At 62.8% G+C, this 15940-nt stretch carries 18 protein-coding genes; 13 read left to right on the top strand and 5 right to left on the bottom strand.

All coding sequences use genetic code 11. From position 1 onward, the window contains the following. Positions 1–112: 112 nt before the first annotated feature. Both KZO83_RS11260 and KZO83_RS11255 read left to right on the top strand, forming a co-directional pair. Positions 113–2149, top strand: coding sequence for a TonB-dependent receptor family protein (locus tag KZO83_RS11260; RefSeq protein WP_247620887.1), 2037 nt, complete (start codon positions 113–115; stop codon positions 2147–2149). Positions 2150–2228: 79 nt separating this feature from the next. After that, the gene (locus tag KZO83_RS11255; protein WP_178998415.1) at positions 2229–2396 is read left to right on the top strand and encodes a hypothetical protein; all 168 of its coding nucleotides are present in this window, start codon (positions 2229–2231) and stop codon (positions 2394–2396) included. A 91-nt stretch (positions 2397–2487) separates the two neighbouring features. Here KZO83_RS11255 and serA read toward each other — a convergent pair whose 3' ends face one another. Next, complete coding sequence (gene serA, locus KZO83_RS11250; RefSeq protein WP_178998414.1) at positions 2488–3738, bottom strand: phosphoglycerate dehydrogenase; 1251 nt, start codon at positions 3736–3738, stop codon at positions 2488–2490. Between the two features lie 316 nt (positions 3739–4054). On the opposite strand from serA, the gene KZO83_RS11245 reads away from it, so the two are divergent. Genes KZO83_RS11245 through djlA form a run of 4 tightly spaced genes read left to right on the top strand, consistent with a single transcriptional unit; the run spans position 4055 to position 8035 of the window. Then, complete coding sequence (locus KZO83_RS11245; protein WP_178998413.1) at positions 4055–4360, top strand: exodeoxyribonuclease VII small subunit; 306 nt, start codon at positions 4055–4057, stop codon at positions 4358–4360. Beyond that, positions 4347–5240 carry a (2E,6E)-farnesyl diphosphate synthase gene (gene ispA / locus KZO83_RS11240; protein ID WP_247620886.1) on the top strand — a complete coding sequence of 298 codons (894 nt, stop codon included), beginning with the start codon at positions 4347–4349 and terminating at the stop codon, positions 5238–5240. The genes KZO83_RS11245 and ispA overlap by 14 nt, the downstream gene beginning before the upstream one ends. 19 nt (positions 5241–5259) lie before the next feature. Continuing rightward, entirely contained in the window at positions 5260–7233 is a 1974-nt protein-coding gene (gene dxs, locus KZO83_RS11235) for a 1-deoxy-D-xylulose-5-phosphate synthase (RefSeq protein ID WP_247620885.1), read from the top strand. A gap of 25 nt (positions 7234–7258) precedes the next feature. Beyond that, entirely contained in the window at positions 7259–8035 is a 777-nt protein-coding gene (gene djlA, locus KZO83_RS11230; RefSeq protein WP_075369106.1) for a co-chaperone DjlA, read from the top strand. Between the two features lie 83 nt (positions 8036–8118). On the opposite strand, the gene uraH is transcribed toward djlA, so the two are convergent. Then, the gene (uraH, locus tag KZO83_RS11225; RefSeq protein WP_247620884.1) at positions 8119–8526 is read right to left on the bottom strand and encodes a hydroxyisourate hydrolase; all 408 of its coding nucleotides are present in this window, start codon (positions 8524–8526) and stop codon (positions 8119–8121) included. A gap of 143 nt (positions 8527–8669) precedes the next feature. On the opposite strand from uraH, the gene KZO83_RS11220 reads away from it, so the two are divergent. From KZO83_RS11220 to KZO83_RS11205, 4 genes are read left to right on the top strand one after another with little or no spacing between them, the layout of a single operon-like run. Beyond that, positions 8670–9341, top strand: a complete 672-nt coding sequence (locus KZO83_RS11220; protein ID WP_247621086.1) for a heavy metal response regulator transcription factor — start codon at positions 8670–8672, stop codon at positions 9339–9341. Further along, positions 9341–10060 carry a hypothetical protein gene (locus KZO83_RS11215; protein WP_247620883.1) on the top strand — a complete coding sequence of 240 codons (720 nt, stop codon included), beginning with the start codon at positions 9341–9343 and terminating at the stop codon, positions 10058–10060. The genes KZO83_RS11220 and KZO83_RS11215 overlap by 1 nt, the downstream gene beginning before the upstream one ends. Positions 10061–10100: 40 nt before the next feature. Further along, positions 10101–10703, top strand: coding sequence for a class I SAM-dependent methyltransferase (locus tag KZO83_RS11210; RefSeq protein WP_178998409.1), 603 nt, complete (start codon positions 10101–10103; stop codon positions 10701–10703). Between the two features lie 22 nt (positions 10704–10725). Next, entirely contained in the window at positions 10726–11694 is a 969-nt protein-coding gene (locus KZO83_RS11205) for an alpha/beta fold hydrolase (protein ID WP_247620882.1), read from the top strand. Between the two features lie 9 nt (positions 11695–11703). Here the strand turns inward: KZO83_RS11205 and KZO83_RS11200 are convergent, their stop codons facing one another. After that, positions 11704–12282 (bottom strand): TetR/AcrR family transcriptional regulator, encoded by a 579-nt coding sequence (locus tag KZO83_RS11200; RefSeq protein ID WP_247620881.1) that lies wholly within the window; start codon positions 12280–12282, stop codon positions 11704–11706. A gap of 162 nt (positions 12283–12444) precedes the next feature. Between KZO83_RS11200 and KZO83_RS11195 the strand changes: the two genes are divergently transcribed. From KZO83_RS11195 to KZO83_RS11185, 3 genes are all read left to right on the top strand, one after another. After that, positions 12445–12819, top strand: a complete 375-nt coding sequence (locus KZO83_RS11195; protein ID WP_247620880.1) for a DMT family transporter — start codon at positions 12445–12447, stop codon at positions 12817–12819. Next, positions 12816–13136, top strand: a complete 321-nt coding sequence (locus KZO83_RS11190; protein WP_247620879.1) for a DMT family transporter — start codon at positions 12816–12818, stop codon at positions 13134–13136. Before KZO83_RS11195 ends, KZO83_RS11190 begins: the two co-directional genes overlap by 4 nt. A gap of 124 nt (positions 13137–13260) precedes the next feature. Beyond that, complete coding sequence (locus KZO83_RS11185) at positions 13261–13578, top strand: hypothetical protein (RefSeq protein WP_247620878.1); 318 nt, start codon at positions 13261–13263, stop codon at positions 13576–13578. A 100-nt stretch (positions 13579–13678) separates the two neighbouring features. Here the strand turns inward: KZO83_RS11185 and KZO83_RS11180 are convergent, their stop codons facing one another. Further along, complete coding sequence (locus KZO83_RS11180; protein WP_247620877.1) at positions 13679–14533, bottom strand: outer membrane protein OmpK; 855 nt, start codon at positions 14531–14533, stop codon at positions 13679–13681. Positions 14534–14587: 54 nt separating this feature from the next. Then, positions 14588–15850 carry a NupC/NupG family nucleoside CNT transporter gene (locus KZO83_RS11175; protein WP_247620876.1) on the bottom strand — a complete coding sequence of 421 codons (1263 nt, stop codon included), beginning with the start codon at positions 15848–15850 and terminating at the stop codon, positions 14588–14590. Positions 15851–15940: the final 90 nt, after the last annotated feature.

Genomic DNA, 15940 nt, shown 5'->3' with positions numbered 1-15940 from the left:
GATTAGACGTAAGGCGGGTATGCGTGCGATATGCTAATATGCTTGCCCGCTTAATGAATTCGTCCACCGGTGGTATTTCGCCTTCCGGTAGACCCGACCTGTCGATATCGCCATGACCCATCGCTACCTTCCTGCTTCCTTGCTGCTTGGCGCCTTGAGCGCTTCCGGCGTCGCGTTCGCCCAAACGACTTCGCCAGAGGTAATGGAGGTGACGGCGCCGCGTCTCGATCGCGAGCTCTATGCCACACCCGCCGCCGTTTCCGTGGTCGACCACGATAGCATCGCGCAAGGCCAGCAGCGTGTTCGGCTCGACGAGTCGCTGGCGACCGTGCCCGGGGTGTTCTTGCAAAACCGTGACAACTTCGCCCAGGGCGAGCGCCTGGCGATTCGCGGCTTCGGCGCGCGGGCGCCGTTCGGTGTGCGCGGGGTCACGGTGATGACCGACGGCATTCCTTACACATTGCCCGATGGGCAGGCACAGCTGGATGCCATCGACCTCGACAGCGCCGAGCGGATCGAGGTGATTCGCGGGCCGTCGTCGGTGCTTTACGGTAATGCGGCAGGGGGCGTTCTCAGTGTGACCACGGCCGATGGTCGCGATGATCAGAAGACCCGCCTGGGCGCTGAGATCGGCAGCGACGGCTACCAGAAATATCGCTTCAGCGATGGCGGCGTGAACGGCCCCTGGTCGCACCATGTGAGTGTGTCGGCGCTGAACTTCGACGGGTATCGTGAGCAGAGCCAGGTCGAGAAGTATCACTTGAATGCCAAGGTGCGTCGCGAGCTGGGCAATGACCGGGCACTGACGGCCATCGTCAACTTGCTGGACAACCCGCGCTCCGAGGACCCGGGCGGGCTGACGCGCGAGCAGGTCAACGAAGACCGCGACCAGGCTGGTGACTTCACTGAAGAATACGACACTGGCCAGAACGTCGACCAGCAGGTACTGGGGCTGCAGTACGAGGATCTTTCCGCGGGGCCGGGCGAGCTGTACGTCAAGGGCTTCTATCTGCAGCGTGACTTCGAGCAGCAACTGCCCTATCCCGGCGACAGTCTTCTTGGTTACAAGCGCGATTACTACGGTGGGAGTGCCGAGTACCATCAGGATCTGACCCTCGGCGAGCTGCCGCTGCGCTATGTCGTAGGTGTCGATGTGGCCCGTCAGGAAGACGATCGCTGGCGGCGTGACGTCGAATTCGACGGCACGGTCAGCGGTGAAGCCGCTGACGAGACTCAGGAGGCGACCTCTGTGGGGATTTTCGCCCAAGGCGATCTGGATCTCACCGACAAGTTGACGCTATCGCTGGGGACCCGCTACGACCGCGTCGACTTCGATATCGACGATGACTTCGGCAGCGACGGCGACCAGAGCGGCGAGCGTACCTTCCGCGAATGGAGCGGCTCGGCCGGCTTGAGCTATCGGTATTTGCCGACACATCAGGTCTATGCCAATACCGGCACGTCTTTTGAAACCCCCACGTTTTCTGAATTCGCCAATCCCACTGGGGTAGGCGGCTTCAACCCGTCGGTCGAGCCACAGAAAGCCTGGAATCGCGAAATCGGGCTGCGGGGCAATTTCGACAATGGCGTGGATTACGATCTGGCGCTGTTCTCGGTGCGGGTGCGTGACGAACTGGTGCCTTACAATGAAAATGGGCGAGACTTTTACCGCAATGCCGGTGATTCCTCGCGGGACGGTATCGAGCTGGCGCTGGGCTGGCAGATGACGCCGAGCTGGCGCCTCGACAGCGCCTTGACGCTGGCCAGTTACGAATTCGACGAATACGACACTCAGGATGGTAACTACGGGGGTAACCGCATCCCCGGCCTGCCGGAGCAGACCTGGATGAACCAGCTGACCTGGCAGGGCTTCGACGAGCGCTTCGCGACGCTCGAGACGCAGTATATCGGCGACATGGTGGCGGACGACGCCAACGAGGTAGAGGTCGACGATTACTGGCTGGTCAACCTGCGCGCCGGCGATGGTTGGCACCTGGGGGGGGATACCTTGCTCAAGGGCTACGTGGGGGTGCGCAATCTCTTCGACCGTGAGCATTTCGCCAATGTGCGAATCAATGCCAACAATGACCGCTATTTCGAGCCGGCGTCGGGGCGGACCGTCTACGCTGGTATGGAAGTCGCGTTCTAGGCGCGTCGCATCAATCGCTCACTGGTCGATGGCATCGGCCGGTGGGCTCGGGATCGATAAGCGATAAAAGAGGGAACTCATGCGTTATCTATTGGCAATGGCAGGCGCTGTGCTGCTAATGGCGGGAATCGCCGGCTGCACGGTCAATACCTATGACGACGGTCAGCGCGAGGTCAAGACCGGCGTGCCACAGACCGGTCCGACCAGCAACCCGGCGGATGTCTCGCGTTCCAACGAGACGCCGTGAGGCCGCGATAGGGAAGGCGCTGGATCTAGCAGGTCAAAACGCCACGGCCCCTCCTTGGAGGGGCCGTTTTGCGTTGGGCGGTCAGCGTGCCTCAAGCTTCGAAGTTGCTCTCGGAGTAGAGCACGCGCAGACGCAGGGTATGGTTGACGCGCTTGAGCGCTTCCAGCGCCTTGGGGCCGTAGGCCTTGTCGACATCGATGACCACGTAGCCGACGCCGCTGTTGGTCTGCAGGTACTGCGCCGAGATGTTGATGCCCTCGTCGCCGAGTACCTTGTTGATCTCGGACATGACGCCCGGCACGTTCTCGTGAATGTGCAACAGGCGGTGTTTGTCCGGATGGGCGGGCAGCGCAACCTCGGGGAAGTTGACCGAGGTGATGGTGGTGCCGTTGTCGGAGTAAGTGATCAGCTTCTCGGAGACCTCGATGCCGATGTTTTCCTGGGCTTCCAAGGTCGAGCCGCCGATGTGCGGCGTGAGGATGACGTTTTCCTTACCGCGCAACGGCGAGACGAACTCATCGTTGCTGCCCTTGGGTTCGACGGGGAAGACGTCGATGGCCGCGCCGAGCAGCTTGCCGCTCTCCAGCACTTCCGCCAGGGCTTCGATGTCCACCACGGTGCCGCGCGAGGCGTTGATGAAGATGGCACTCTGCTTCATCAGCGCCAGTTGGTCGCGGCCGATCATCCAGCGCGTGGACGGCACGTCAGGCACGTGCAGGCTGACGATGTCGGCACGCGCTAGCAGCTCCTCGAGCGAGCCCACCTGACGCGCATTGCCCATGGCCAGCTTGGTGATCACGTCGTAATAGAGGACATCGAAGCCCAGCGATTCGGCGAGCACCGAGAGCTGGGCGCCGATGCTGCCGTAGCCGATGATCCCCAGCGTCTTGCCACGTGCTTCATGGGAATTCTTGGCCGACTTCAACCAGCCGCCCTGGTGGGCGCGGGCGGACTTCTCCGGGATACCGCGCAGCAGCATGATGGCTTCGGCGAGGACCAGCTCGGCCACCGAGCGGGTATTGGAATACGGCGCGTTGAAGACCGGAATGCCACGTTCGAGCGCTGCGTTGAGATCGACCTGGTTGGTGCCGATGCAGAAGCAACCCACGGCGGTGAGCCGCTCGGCGGCGGCGAATACGCGCTCGGTGAGCTGCGTGCGCGAGCGTAGGCCGATGAAATGAACGTCGCGGATCTTCTCGACCAGCTCGTCCTCGGACAAGGAAGTGGAGAGCGTTTCGATGTTGGTGTAACCGGCATTCAGCAGGTTGTCCACGGCGGACTGGTGAATGCCCTCGAGCAGCAGGATCTTGATCTTGCTCTTGTCCAGAGACGTCTTGGCCATTGTCGGTTCAACCCTTTCGTCGACTGATGCGACGTTTATCTAATCGGTATGGTGGTGGCCTGTCCAAGCGGGCGATCCGAGGCCCCCGAGGCATGAAAAGGGGGAGGAGACTGCCCAGCGACAGGGGCCATATCGTAGCACAGGCACCCAGTTTGAGGATGAATTCGCTGCACCTTGCGCATGAACGCCTTTGCATCGGCAATGCTGGCGGCCACGCCGGGGCAGACGCGTCCCCGGGGCTTGGGTGTATACTGTGTGCCCAACTCTTGGCAAGCCGGGCCGTAGCATCGGTCCGCACGGATGAGCGAGAAACGCCATGGTGGAAAAGGATGCATCGGTTGGCGATGGCGCCCAGCCCGACGAAACGGATGTTCAGGACGCTGCGCCGGAGGACTTCGCGGCCACGCTGACGCGTCTGGAATCGCTGGTGGCTCAACTGGAGTCGGGCGAGCTGTCTCTGGAAGCGTCATTAGTGGCGTTCGAGCGCGGTGTGCATTTGACCCGCGATGCCCAGCAACGCCTAGAAAACGCCGAGTTGCGCGTCAAGGCGCTTCTGGAGCAGCCCGATGGTAGCTTCCACGAGACGCCCTTCGATGCTGGGGAGGTCGATGGTGAGCGTTGAACCCTTGGCCGAGCGTGACATCATCACCACGGCGCGGACGCGTACCGAGCAAGTGTTGGCGCAAGTTTTCGAGCGCGCGACGCCTGTCGCTGGCGAGCTCGATGCCGCCATGCGCTATGGCGTACTGGGCGGCGGCAAGCGCCTGCGGCCAGTGCTGGTGTATGCCGCCGGCCGCGCACTGGGCGCTGCGGACACCGCACTGGATGCCCCCGCGGCCGCCATCGAGCTGATCCACGCTTACTCGCTGATCCACGATGACTTGCCCGCCATGGACGACGATGACATGCGGCGTGGGCGTCCTACGGTGCATCGTGTCTATAACGAGGCGATGGCTATCCTGACCGGCGACGCGCTGCAAACGCTGGCTTTCGAGGTGCTCGCCGAGGCGCGCCCACCGCGTCTGGGGGCAATGGTGGGTGTGCTCGCCCACGCCTCGGGGCGTGACGGTATGGCCGCCGGCCAGGCGCTGGATTTGTGCGCAGTGGGTGGCCAGTTGGATGTCGATGCCCTGGCGACCATGCATCGTTACAAGACCGGTGCGCTGATTCGTGCTGCCGTGCGGCTCGGCGCCCTGGCGGCCGTTGATGAAGACGACCCTCGCGTGGCGGCGCTGGATGCCTACGCTGCCGCCATCGGCTTGGCGTTCCAGATTCAGGATGACATCCTCGATGTCGCTGGCGACGCCGCGACCCTGGGCAAGGCCACCGGCGCCGACGCGGCGCGTGCCAAACCCACTTATCCGGCTTTGCTCGGCCTGGAAGGCGCCCGTGCCAAGGCGCACGGCCTGCTCGACGAGGCGCTGGACGCCTTGGCGCCCTTGGGCGAGCGAGCCTTTCCTTTGGCCGACCTGGCCCGCCATATGATCGACCGCGATCACTGATCGGTTGTAGACAACGCTTATGAAGCTGTTCGACGAGATTCCTGCCGAACGTCCGGCCACGCCGTTGCTCGATACTCTCGAGTCTCCCGCGGCGTTACACGATTTCAATGCGACCCAGTTGCGCCAGCTGGCCGACGAGTTGCGTGCTTATTTGCTGTACAGCGTCGGCTGTACCGGCGGTCACTTCGGCGCGGGGCTGGGCGTGGTCGAGTTGACCGTCGCCTTGCACCATATTCTCGACACACCGTATGACCGCTTGGTCTGGGATGTCGGCCATCAAGCCTATCCGCACAAGATCCTCACCGGGCGCCGCGAGCAGATGTCGACCATTCGCCAGTTCGGCGGGTTGGCGGCGTTTCCCAAGCGCGATGAATCGCCCTATGACACCTTCGGTGTCGGCCATTCGAGCACCTCGATCTCGGCGGCGTTGGGCATGGCGCTGGCGGCGCGAACCAAGGGCGAGAAGCGCCGTGTCTGTGCGGTCATCGGTGACGGTGCCTTGAGCGCCGGCATGTCGTTCGAAGCGCTGGCGCACGCGGGACATGTCGATGCCAATATGCTGGTGATTCTCAACGACAATGAGATGTCGATCTCCGAGAACGTTGGCGGCATGGCGAGCTATCTGGCACGCATTCTGGTCAGCAAGCCGTACACGGTGATGCGCGAGAACAGCAAGCGCGTGCTCTCGCACCTGCCGGGCGCGCTGGAGCTGGCCCGGCGCACCGAGGAGCACGTCAAGGGCATGGTCAGCCCGGCGACCCTGTTCGAGGAGATGGGATTCAACTACATCGGTCCCATCGACGGTCATGACCTGCCGACGCTGGTGCAGACGCTGGGCAACATGGCGAATCTGGAGGGGCCGCAGTTCCTGCATATCAAGACCTGCAAGGGACGCGGCTTTCGCCCCGCCGAGGCCGACCCAATCGGCTACCATGCCATCACCAAGCTCGAAAAAACCGCCAGCGAGCCGCCGCCCAAGGTGGAGCCGCGCTCGCCCAACGAGACCGAGCCTGAAGCCAAGCCCAAGCCCCGCAGCGAAGATGTCATGCGCCCGACCCCGCGCAAATATTGCAATGTCTTCGGTGAGTGGCTCTGCGACATGGCGGCGGCGGATACGCGCTTGATCGGTATCACGCCGGCGATGCGCGAGGGCTCCGATCTGATCCGCTTCTCGCGCGAGTATCCCGAGCGTTACTACGACGTGGCGATCGCCGAGCAGCACGCGGTGACGCTGGCGGCGGGCATGGCGTGTGAAGGCATGAAGCCCGTGGTGGCGATCTATTCGACCTTTCTGCAGCGCGGCTATGACCAGCTGATCCACGACGTGGCGGTACAGGAGCTCGACGTCACCTTCGCTATCGACCGCGCAGGCGTGGTCGGCGAAGACGGCCCCACGCACCATGGCGCGCTGGACCTCGCTTATCTGCGCTGCATTCCAGGCATGGTGGTGCTGGCACCCGCCGATGAAGCCGAATGCCGCGCCATGCTGAGCGCTGCCTATCATCACGAAGGCCCGGCGGCGGTGCGCTATCCGCGCGGCACCGGGCCGGGTACGACGCTTGCGCCCGGCCTCGAGGCACTGCCCATCGGTGAGGCCGAGACGCGGCGTAACGGCGCACAGGACGGTGTGGCGCTACTGGCGTTCGGCAGCATGAACGGGCCCGCCGCCGAGGTGGCCGACAATCTCGACGCCACGCACATCAATATGCGCAGCGTGAAACCGCTGGATCGTGACGCGATACTCGCGGCGGCGCGTCGACATCGGCTGCTGGTGACACTCGAGGAGAATGTCGTCGCCGGTGGCGCGGGGAGCGGCGTCAATGAACTCTTGGCCGCCGAAGGTGTCCAGGTCGAGGTATTGAATCTTGGCTTGCCGGATACTTTCGTCGAGCACGGCAAGCCCGCCGAATTGCTGACGGCGTGCGGTCTCGACGCCGAGGGTATCGAGACCGCGATACGCCAGCGCTGGGGTGCGCCACACCACGATGACTAACATTTAGCGACAAGACGGAAACTTCATGCTGATCGCCATTTTGATTGGGGCCGGGCTCGGCTTCATGTTCGGTAAATTGCCGGGACTGATTATCGGTGCCTTATTGGGGTATTGGGTCGCGCGGCGTCTGGTACGCCGTGTGGTCATCTCCAAGCTATCGCAAATGCAGGGCCAGTTCCTCGACTCGACGTTCGCGGTCATGGGGTGCGTCTGCAAGGCGGATGGCCACGTCAGCGGTGACGAGCTGCGTGTCGTCGAAGCGCTTTTTGAGCGTTTACGCTTGAACGAAGAGCAGCGCGAGCGCGCGAAGGCGGCCTTCGAACGCGGCAAAGCCGATGACTTCGACCTCGATGCCGAACTGGCCACGGTGCGGCGCGTGACCGGTGGGCAGCGCGCACTGTTGCAGGTGTTCCTGCAAGTCCAGCTCTCGGCCATTGCCGCCGATGGCGAATTGCATCCCGCCGAGCATGACATGCTGCTGCGCGTGGCGCGCGGACTGGGATGCAGCGAAGCTGAGATCGAGCAGATCGAGGCCATGTTGCGTGGCGGTCAGCAGCAGGCGGGCGGTGGCGCGACATCGCAGCAGGCGTTGACCGATGCCTACCGAGTGCTCGGTGTGGAATCCGATGCCAGCGATGCCGAACTCAAGCGGGCCTATCGCCGCCTGATGAGCCAGAACCACCCGGACAAGCTCGCCGGCAAGGGCTTGCCCGAGAGCATGCGCGAAATGGCCGAGACCCGTACCCAGGAAATCTCCAACGCCTACGATCTGATCAAGAAGTCTCGCGAGGCGAACGCCTGAGCTTTTAGCGATCTTCGTCCAGGACGCAGAGAAGCCCTCGGCCAAGGCCGGGGGCTTCTTGCTTTTGGCGGGCCGAGGCGGCGTTAGCTGCCGCGGTAGGTAGAGTAACCGTAGGGGCTCAGCAACAGCGGGATATGGTAGTGCTGCGAGGTATCGGTCACCTCGAAGGGCACCGGAATCTCGGGGAAGAAGGTTTGGGTATCGTGTTCGGCGAACCACTCACCGGTTTCGAAGGTCACGCGATAGATGCCCGGTGTGAAAGCTTGGTCGTCGGGGTAGAGCGCCGAGATGCGGCCGGATTCTGCCGTGACCCCGGTGGCCAGCGACTCCCAGCCGCTCTCGGTGCGCTTCTCGAGCTGAACCTCGACGCCCGGCGACGGCTGGCCGGACTGGATGTTGAGCACGTGCACGCTCAGCGGGTTGTCGGCAGCCAGGGCCGGGGCGGCAGCGCAAAGGCCGAGGGCGGCGATCAGCGTGCGGGATAGGCGCATGGGTAGACCTCCTGTCGTGATGGAGGTGGCATCTTGGCAGTGCTTTGCCGTCGCCTGCCTGACGGCAGGATTACGACTTTGTAATGGGCAGTCCGCGCGCGACGGGCTAGCCTGTGGCGTCATTGATCGAAAGGGCATGCTCCATGCGCATCCTGCTGGTGGAAGACGAGAGCAAGACCGCCGACTACCTGACCAGGGGGTTGGGTGAGGCCGGGTATCGGGTCGAGGTGGCCCGGAACGGGCTGGACGGCCGGCACCTGATCGAGGAGGCCGACTTCGAGCTGATCATCCTCGACGTCATGCTGCCGGGGCTCGACGGCTGGGAGCTGCTGCGGCTGATCCGGCGCCGCAGCCAGGTGCCGGTGTTGTTCCTGACCGCTCGGGACGCCGTGGAATACCGGGTCAAGGGGTTGGAGCTGGGCGCCGACGACTATCTGGTCAAACCTTTTTCTTTCGTCGAGCTGCTGGCCCGGGTGAAGACGCTGCTGCGTCGTGGCCCGCTGCGTGAGCGGGAACGCTTCCAGGTGGCCGAGCTGCACATGGACGTGCTGAAACGTCGGGTCACACGGGGCGAGACGCGGCTGGCGCTGACCAATAAGGAGTTCGCGCTGCTGCAACTGCTGCTCGAGCGGGAGGGCGAGGTGTTGTCGCGGACCTTGATCGCCGCCGAGGTATGGGGCATGAACTTCGATAGTGACACTAATGTGGTGGAAGTGGCCATGCGTCGACTGCGGGCCAAAGTGGACGATCCCTTCACGCGTCGACTGATTCACACCGAGCGTGGCATGGGCTACGTGCTGGAGGATCGCGGCTAATGCGCGCGCCGGCCTCCCTCTCGATGCGCTTGTCGCTGCTGTTCGCTCTGGTGAGCCTGGTGCTGCTCGGCGGCCTGGGCGCCTATCTCTACCATGCCCTGGGCCAACAGATTGCCTGGCGTGATGACCAGATGCTGCAGGGCCGTCTCGAGCGCATGGAAGCGCTTCTGGACGACGGCGAGAGCATCGCGGCGTTGCGCCGCCGGCCGCTGCTCTACGCCAACATGCTGGGCAATCGCGAGAGTCTGCTGTGGATGCTCGATTCTCACGGCGTGCCGCTGATCGAGGTCAATCCGCCGGGCCTGCCGGTGCCCGAGCTGCCACCGGCGCCGGAGGGTCGACTCGGGGCGCATCCTGCCGCCGAGTCGACGCGTCTGGCCTGGCGCACCTTCGAGCATGACGGGCGCCACCTGACCCTGGTAGCTGGCAAGACGCTCGATGAGCGCGAACGGATGCTGGCGGCCTATCGGTTGCGGCTGTGGCTCGCCATGGGGGCGGGCGCGGTGCTGGCCTGCGGGCTGGGCTGGATCGTCGTACGGCGTGGCCTGCGGCCGGTGGGCACCGGTGGCCTGGGGCTGGCGATCGTGCGGTCCGTGGCTCAGTTGCACGGGGGCGAGGCCTGGTGCGAAAGCGATGCGACCGTCAACGCCTTCTGGTTGAGCTTGCCAGCGGATGACGACGACCGCGTTGACAGGTGCACCGACCGTAGGCAACGCTAAAGGCGCTAGCGCCGCACGGGCGCGATACCGGGAGACGCGGATGCCCGCGAGATTGCAAGCATATCGCGCCATGGCACGTGTGTTGGGGGTCTTCGACACTTTGGGGTGGCGCGTTGGCTACCGCTATGGCGATCGTCAGTTGCTGGAGAAGGTGATCCTTCCGGCGCTGGCCAGGGAAGTCGGTGTCGGCCATGTGTTGCTTGTCGGCTGCGCTTGGTACACGCGCGATTATCCCGATTTATTTCCCGCGAGTCGCGTGACCACCTTGGATGTCGATCCTGTCAAGTCAGCCTTCGGCGCTGAGCGCCATATCGTCGCTGACATGAACGCGTTGGCAGCGCATTTGCCGCCCGAAAGTCTGGATGCCGTGGTGTGTAACGGTGTGCTGGGCTGGGGATTGGATGCTCCTGGCGATATCGATACGGCCTTTGCTTCGACGGTGGCCTGCCTGCGGCCCGGCGGACAGCTCCTGCTGGGCTGGAACGATATCCCGCCCTACAACACCGTGCCGCCTGATGCCGTGACGGCGCTGGATGCGTTGTACCCGCGCGCGATTCCCGGGCTCGACCAGCACAGCCTGATCGCGCTAGAGCGCAATCAGCACTGCTACCAGGCCTTTCAGAAACCGGAGGCAAGATCGTGAACCGCGTCGTTGGGTGGTCATGATGCTGATCATGATCTGGTTCATGTTTCTCAGTGTGTTGTTTGTCGCGGTGTGCCTCTGGGGGCTGCGCCGCATGACGCGTGACCTGGCCCGCGAGGCCGAAGCACGATTACCGCCGCGCGGCAGCTTCATCGACACATCCAGTGGGCGCTTGCATTACGTCGATGTCGGTCAGGGGCCGCCGCTGGTCATGATCCATGGCCTGGGCGGTCAGCTGCAGCATTTCACCTATGCGGTGACTCAGGCACTGAGCCATGATTTCCGCGTCATCGCCATCGATAGGCCGGGGGCGGGATATTCCGCTCCCACCGACGACCGGCACGCTCATTTGGCTTGTCAGGCTCAGGCGTTATACGAGGCATGGCAGGCATTGGGCGTCGAGCGGCCCCTTGTGGTGGGGCATTCGATGGGCGGTGCGGTGGCCCTGACGCTGGCGCTGGAGTATCCCAAGGAGGTTGCGGGGCTGGCATTGCTCGCGCCACTGGTCGCGCAGGTGTCAGATGTGCCGCCGGCGATGCGTCTATTGGCGATTCGCTCGCCCCGCTGGCGGCGCTGGATGGCCGAGACACTCGCCATTCCCCTGACACGCGTGACCTCGCGGCAAGCATTGGCGCAGGTGTTCGCACCGGAGGCGGTGCCTGCGGATTACGCCACCTGCGGTGGCGGGCTGCTGGCGTTACGTCCCCAGGCCTTCCATGCGGCCTCCACTGACCTGGCCATGCTCGAGCACGACTTGCCTCGACAGGTGCCTCGCTATGCGGCGCTGGGAGTGCCGCTAGGCGTCATGTTCGGTGCTCACGATCGTATTCTCGACCCCGCGTTGCATATCGAAACGCTGCAGCGTCAGCGTCCCGAGATATTCGTGCATGTGAAGCCTGAAGCGGGGCACATGCTGCCCATCATGCGGCCCGAGGCCACGACTGCCTTCATTCGGCGCATGGCGGCGCGGGCCTGGCCCTCGTCCTACTGAGCAAAACGCTCAGGCTTCCAATCCCGCCCAGAAGACGGCCCAGGCTCCCTCCAGACGTCGTTCGAACGTATCGGCGTCGTAATAGAAGTTCTCGGCGAACAAGCCATCCATCAGGCAGTAGAAGGCGGCGATGAACTGCGCTTCGGGCAGCGCGCGTAGCTCGCCAGCTTGGCGGCCATTCTCGAACAGTACGTGCAGATGGGCGTTGATGCGTCGCTCGTTGTCATTCGAAATAGCGGCGACCTGGGTCGCCACGTCCGTGGGCGGAAAGAGCAGGTAGCGCTTGTAGAAAACGCCCTGGTGTTCGCGACGTATGAAGGTGGCACACGAGCGGATGAGTCGCTCTAGGCGTTCACGCGTGGGCAAGTCGTGGGAACGTGTCAGGCTGTCGTCGATGAGCGTGACGATGCCGCTTTCGACCTCTTCGAAGATCGCCAGGAAGAGCGACGCCTTGTTGGGAAAGTGGTTGTAGATGGATGGCTTCTTGATGCCCGTTTCGGCGGCGATTTGCGCCAGGCTTGTGCCTTCGTAGCCGTGCTGGGCGAACAGGGCGAGGGCGGTTTGTTTGAGTTTGTCTCGGGTATGCACGAAAAGTCCCTGAGCCTGCGTGAAGGTTCATATGATCGCGGCTCCGGTACGCGATTGCCAAGTCATGGCGCAAACTCTATACTAACGACCGTTAGTTAGTTATGTGGCGCCACACGGTGTTGCCCCGGAAGACGCGAGGCGTCGGCGATCGAGGAGGAAATGATGACGATGCGTTGGTTGATCCTGCCGCTGGCGGCGCTGGCCGAAGTCGGTTGGGCGACGGGATTGAAACTCGCCAGTAGCCCTCTCGAGTGGTTGGCGACCGTGATCGTGGCCGCCATGAGCTTACTGCTGGCGGTACGTGCCGTGCGCTTTTTACCCGCCAGTACCGTATACACGGTCTTCGTGGGCCTGGGCGCGGCGGGCACGGTGATAGCCGATGCCTGGCTGTTCGGGACACACTTCTCCTGGCCTTCGCTGGGCTGTATCGGGGTGATCCTGGTGGGCGTCATCGGCCTGCATCAATTCAGCGGCAAACCCGCCACGCAGACATCGGCATCCCGTACCGATGCCTCACGGGAAGGAGCGTCGTCATGACCTGGCATTGGTTAGCCTTATTGGGCGCGGGTATTTTCGAAGTCGTCGGGGTCGTCGGTTTCGCGCGGGTAAGTCGAGGCCAGACGCTTGCCGGTGGCTTGCTCATGACACTGGGGTTCGGCACGGCGCTTGGGTTTCTGGCCTTGGCGTTGCGTGGCATCGACCTGGGTATCGCCTATGCCGTGTTCACCGGCATCGGCACCGTCTGCGGTACGTTGCTGGGGATGCTATACTGGGGAGAGTCACACCATCCCCTACGAATCGCCTTTACCGCACTGATTGTCTTGGGTGTAGTGGGGCTCAAGTTACTGGCTTGAGCCATGATATTTTCTATCCAAGCGATAGATTAAAGCTATAAGTGCGATAGTAAGACTATAGTAGGATAATGTTTAGCGGGCTAATAGAATGTGTCGTGTTCATTCACGACAAGGAGACATTCCCATGGCACGTTCAATCACTGCTATCGCACTACTGGCCGCTTTCCTGCCGCTAGCTGCTCAAGCCAGCACGGCTTCCCAACAAGCTGCCGCGGTTAATCACGAGCCGCTGCAACTGGCCTCTCAAACCACGGCTGAATCGGGCGTGCGCCACGCTGACGCTACAGGCTATCGCGACGCTGGCATGAGTGTCGCCATGGCGGACAGCCAGCGCGCCGTCAACGCGGATGCCGGTGACGCCGATCAAGCCGATGACGAGCGTAGCTGGTTGGAGATCCTTTCCGACAACAGCCGTGATCTCGGGGCGCCTGCCGGCTGGTAAGCCGGACGTTCCGCCACGCCTTGTGCGTTGCATGCGCGCCTCGACGGATGGCGCTGGTGGATGATGCGTGCCCGCCGGAGGTGGCGGACACGCGAATGCGTCAGAACTTGTAGTTGATGCTGAAGTAATGACCCGGGCCTGAGGTGTCCTGGCGGACGCCGGAGGCATCGGTGTCGTCGCGATAGAAGGCCATGTTGTTGTAGAGCTTCAGGCCATAGCCGATGGCAAAACGGTCGGTGTGGTAATACAGGCCGTTGAACCACTCCAGACTGTTGCTGCTGCGTCCCGCCTGTTCGGCGACGGTATCCGCGCCGAATTTATAGTCGATATATCCCTGGTAGGAAAAATAGCTGCCATTGGAGAAGGTGTAGAACGGCTTGAACCAGTTGGTAGAGGCCATGAAACCGTCCCATGAGCTCTCATCCGGACCGCCGTAGTTCTCACGCACGTAGCGTGCGGTGAGGTTGAGGCCGATTTCGCCGAACCAGGGCACTTCGACGTCCGACCCCAGGCCGACATAGTGCTCCCACAGACCGCCGCCAGGGCCGTTGTCGCCGATCGTCGTCACGGTGGCGATGTACCATTCCTTGACCGGACCCACGGAGAGATCGCGACCGCTCATGGCGTCCAGCGAGAAGCGCGGCGCGAGCTTGATGAACACGTTGTCGCCGCCGCTCTGATCGTCGCTACCGTCGTCGAGGGCATCGAACATGTCGACATAACCGTAGAGGTCGACGATGCCCGAGCGCCCGCCGAATTCCATCTCGACGTAGGTATCCTGAGCGTTACGAAAAGGCAGGCGGTTGTCCTCGCTGTGCATCAGATTGAAGGTCAACCAGAGGTTGTCGTCTTCGTGAATGCCCTCTGAATAATCCGCCGCCATGGCCGGAGTAGCACCTACCATCGTGGCAAAGCACGACGCCCCAACCCACTTGCTTATTGTGATCTTGTTCATGGTCATTCTTCCCATCGTTACGTTTTGTACGTTGTGGTCGAGATACGTTCAGCGTTACGCCAAGCTAATGAAAAGCCCTGCAATGGTGGCCGACATCAGATTGGACAGTGTCCCGGCGAGCACGGCCTTGAGGCCGTAGCGGGCGATTTCCTGGCGGCGATTGGGCGCCATGAGGCCGAGCCCGCCGAGGAGAATGGCGATCGAGGACAAGTTGGCGAAGCCGCAAAGCGCGAAGGACAGTACGGCGGCGGTGTGCTTGGACATGGCCTCGCCGGTGGCGGCCACCACGGTATCGCCGGAGATATACGGCGCCAGGTTGATGAAGGCGACGAACTCGTTGACGACGATCTTCTGGCCGATGAACGAGCCGGCGAGCGTGGCTTCGCTCCAGGGAATGCCGAGCAGGAAGGCCAGCGGCGCGAAGAGCCAGCCGAGAATCATCTCCAGGCTCAGCGAGTCCATGCCGAACCAGCCGCCCACGCCGCCGAGAATGCCGTTGATCAGCGCGATCAAGCCGATGAATGCCAGCAGCATGGCGCCGACGTTGGCCGCCAGCATCATGCCTGAGGTAGCACCGGTGGCGGCGGCATCGAGCACGTTGGCGGGCTTGTCATCCGCTTCGATCTTTTCTTCGGCGCGGGAGATACTGTCATCGGGCGTTTCGGTTTCCGGCATCAACAGTTTGGCGAAGAGCAGCCCACCCGGCGCCGCCATGAAGGACGCCGCGATCAGGTATTCCATGGGGATGCCCAGACTCGCATATCCTGCCAGCACCGACCCTGCCACCGAGGCCAGCCCGCCGCACATGACTGCAAATAGCTCCGAGCGCGTCATGGAGGCGATGAAGGGGCGTACGACCAAGGGGGCTTCGGTCTGTCCGACGAAGATGTTCGCCGTGGCCGACATCGATTCAGTGCGTGAGGTACCCAGTACGCGCTGGAGCGCGCCCCCCAGCAGGCGGATGACCCACTGCATGATCTTCAGGTGGTAGAGCACGGCGATCAGCGACGAGAAGAAGATGATGACCGGGAGGACCTTGAAGGCGAAGACGAACCCGACGCTGTCAGGGTTGGCCAGGTCGCCGAACAAGAAGTCGATACCGTCGTTGGCATAGACGATGACCTGGCTGACCCCCTCCGAGATCGTGGCCAGGACGGCTTGTCCGAAAGGAATGTAAAGTACGAAGGCGCCGATGGCGGCTTGAATGGCGAAGGCGCCACCTACCGTGCGCAGCCGAATCGACTTGCGATTGGAGGAAAACAGCACAGCGATAAGGATCAGCGTCGCCATCCCTACCAGGCTCATGATAGCGGTCATATCAGCATCCTGATGACGTTCGATTGTGGGTTGTTATACAGGGAACGGCATACGCCAGCATGTGGCTTGTCGTTTTGTTATTAGAGTCAC

Source organism: Chromohalobacter moromii, assembly GCF_023091865.1.
Classification (GTDB): Bacteria; Pseudomonadota; Gammaproteobacteria; order Pseudomonadales; family Halomonadaceae; genus Chromohalobacter; species Chromohalobacter moromii.
The sequence above is the reverse complement of the archived record's forward strand: the minus strand, read 5'-3'. Positions and strand labels throughout refer to the sequence as shown.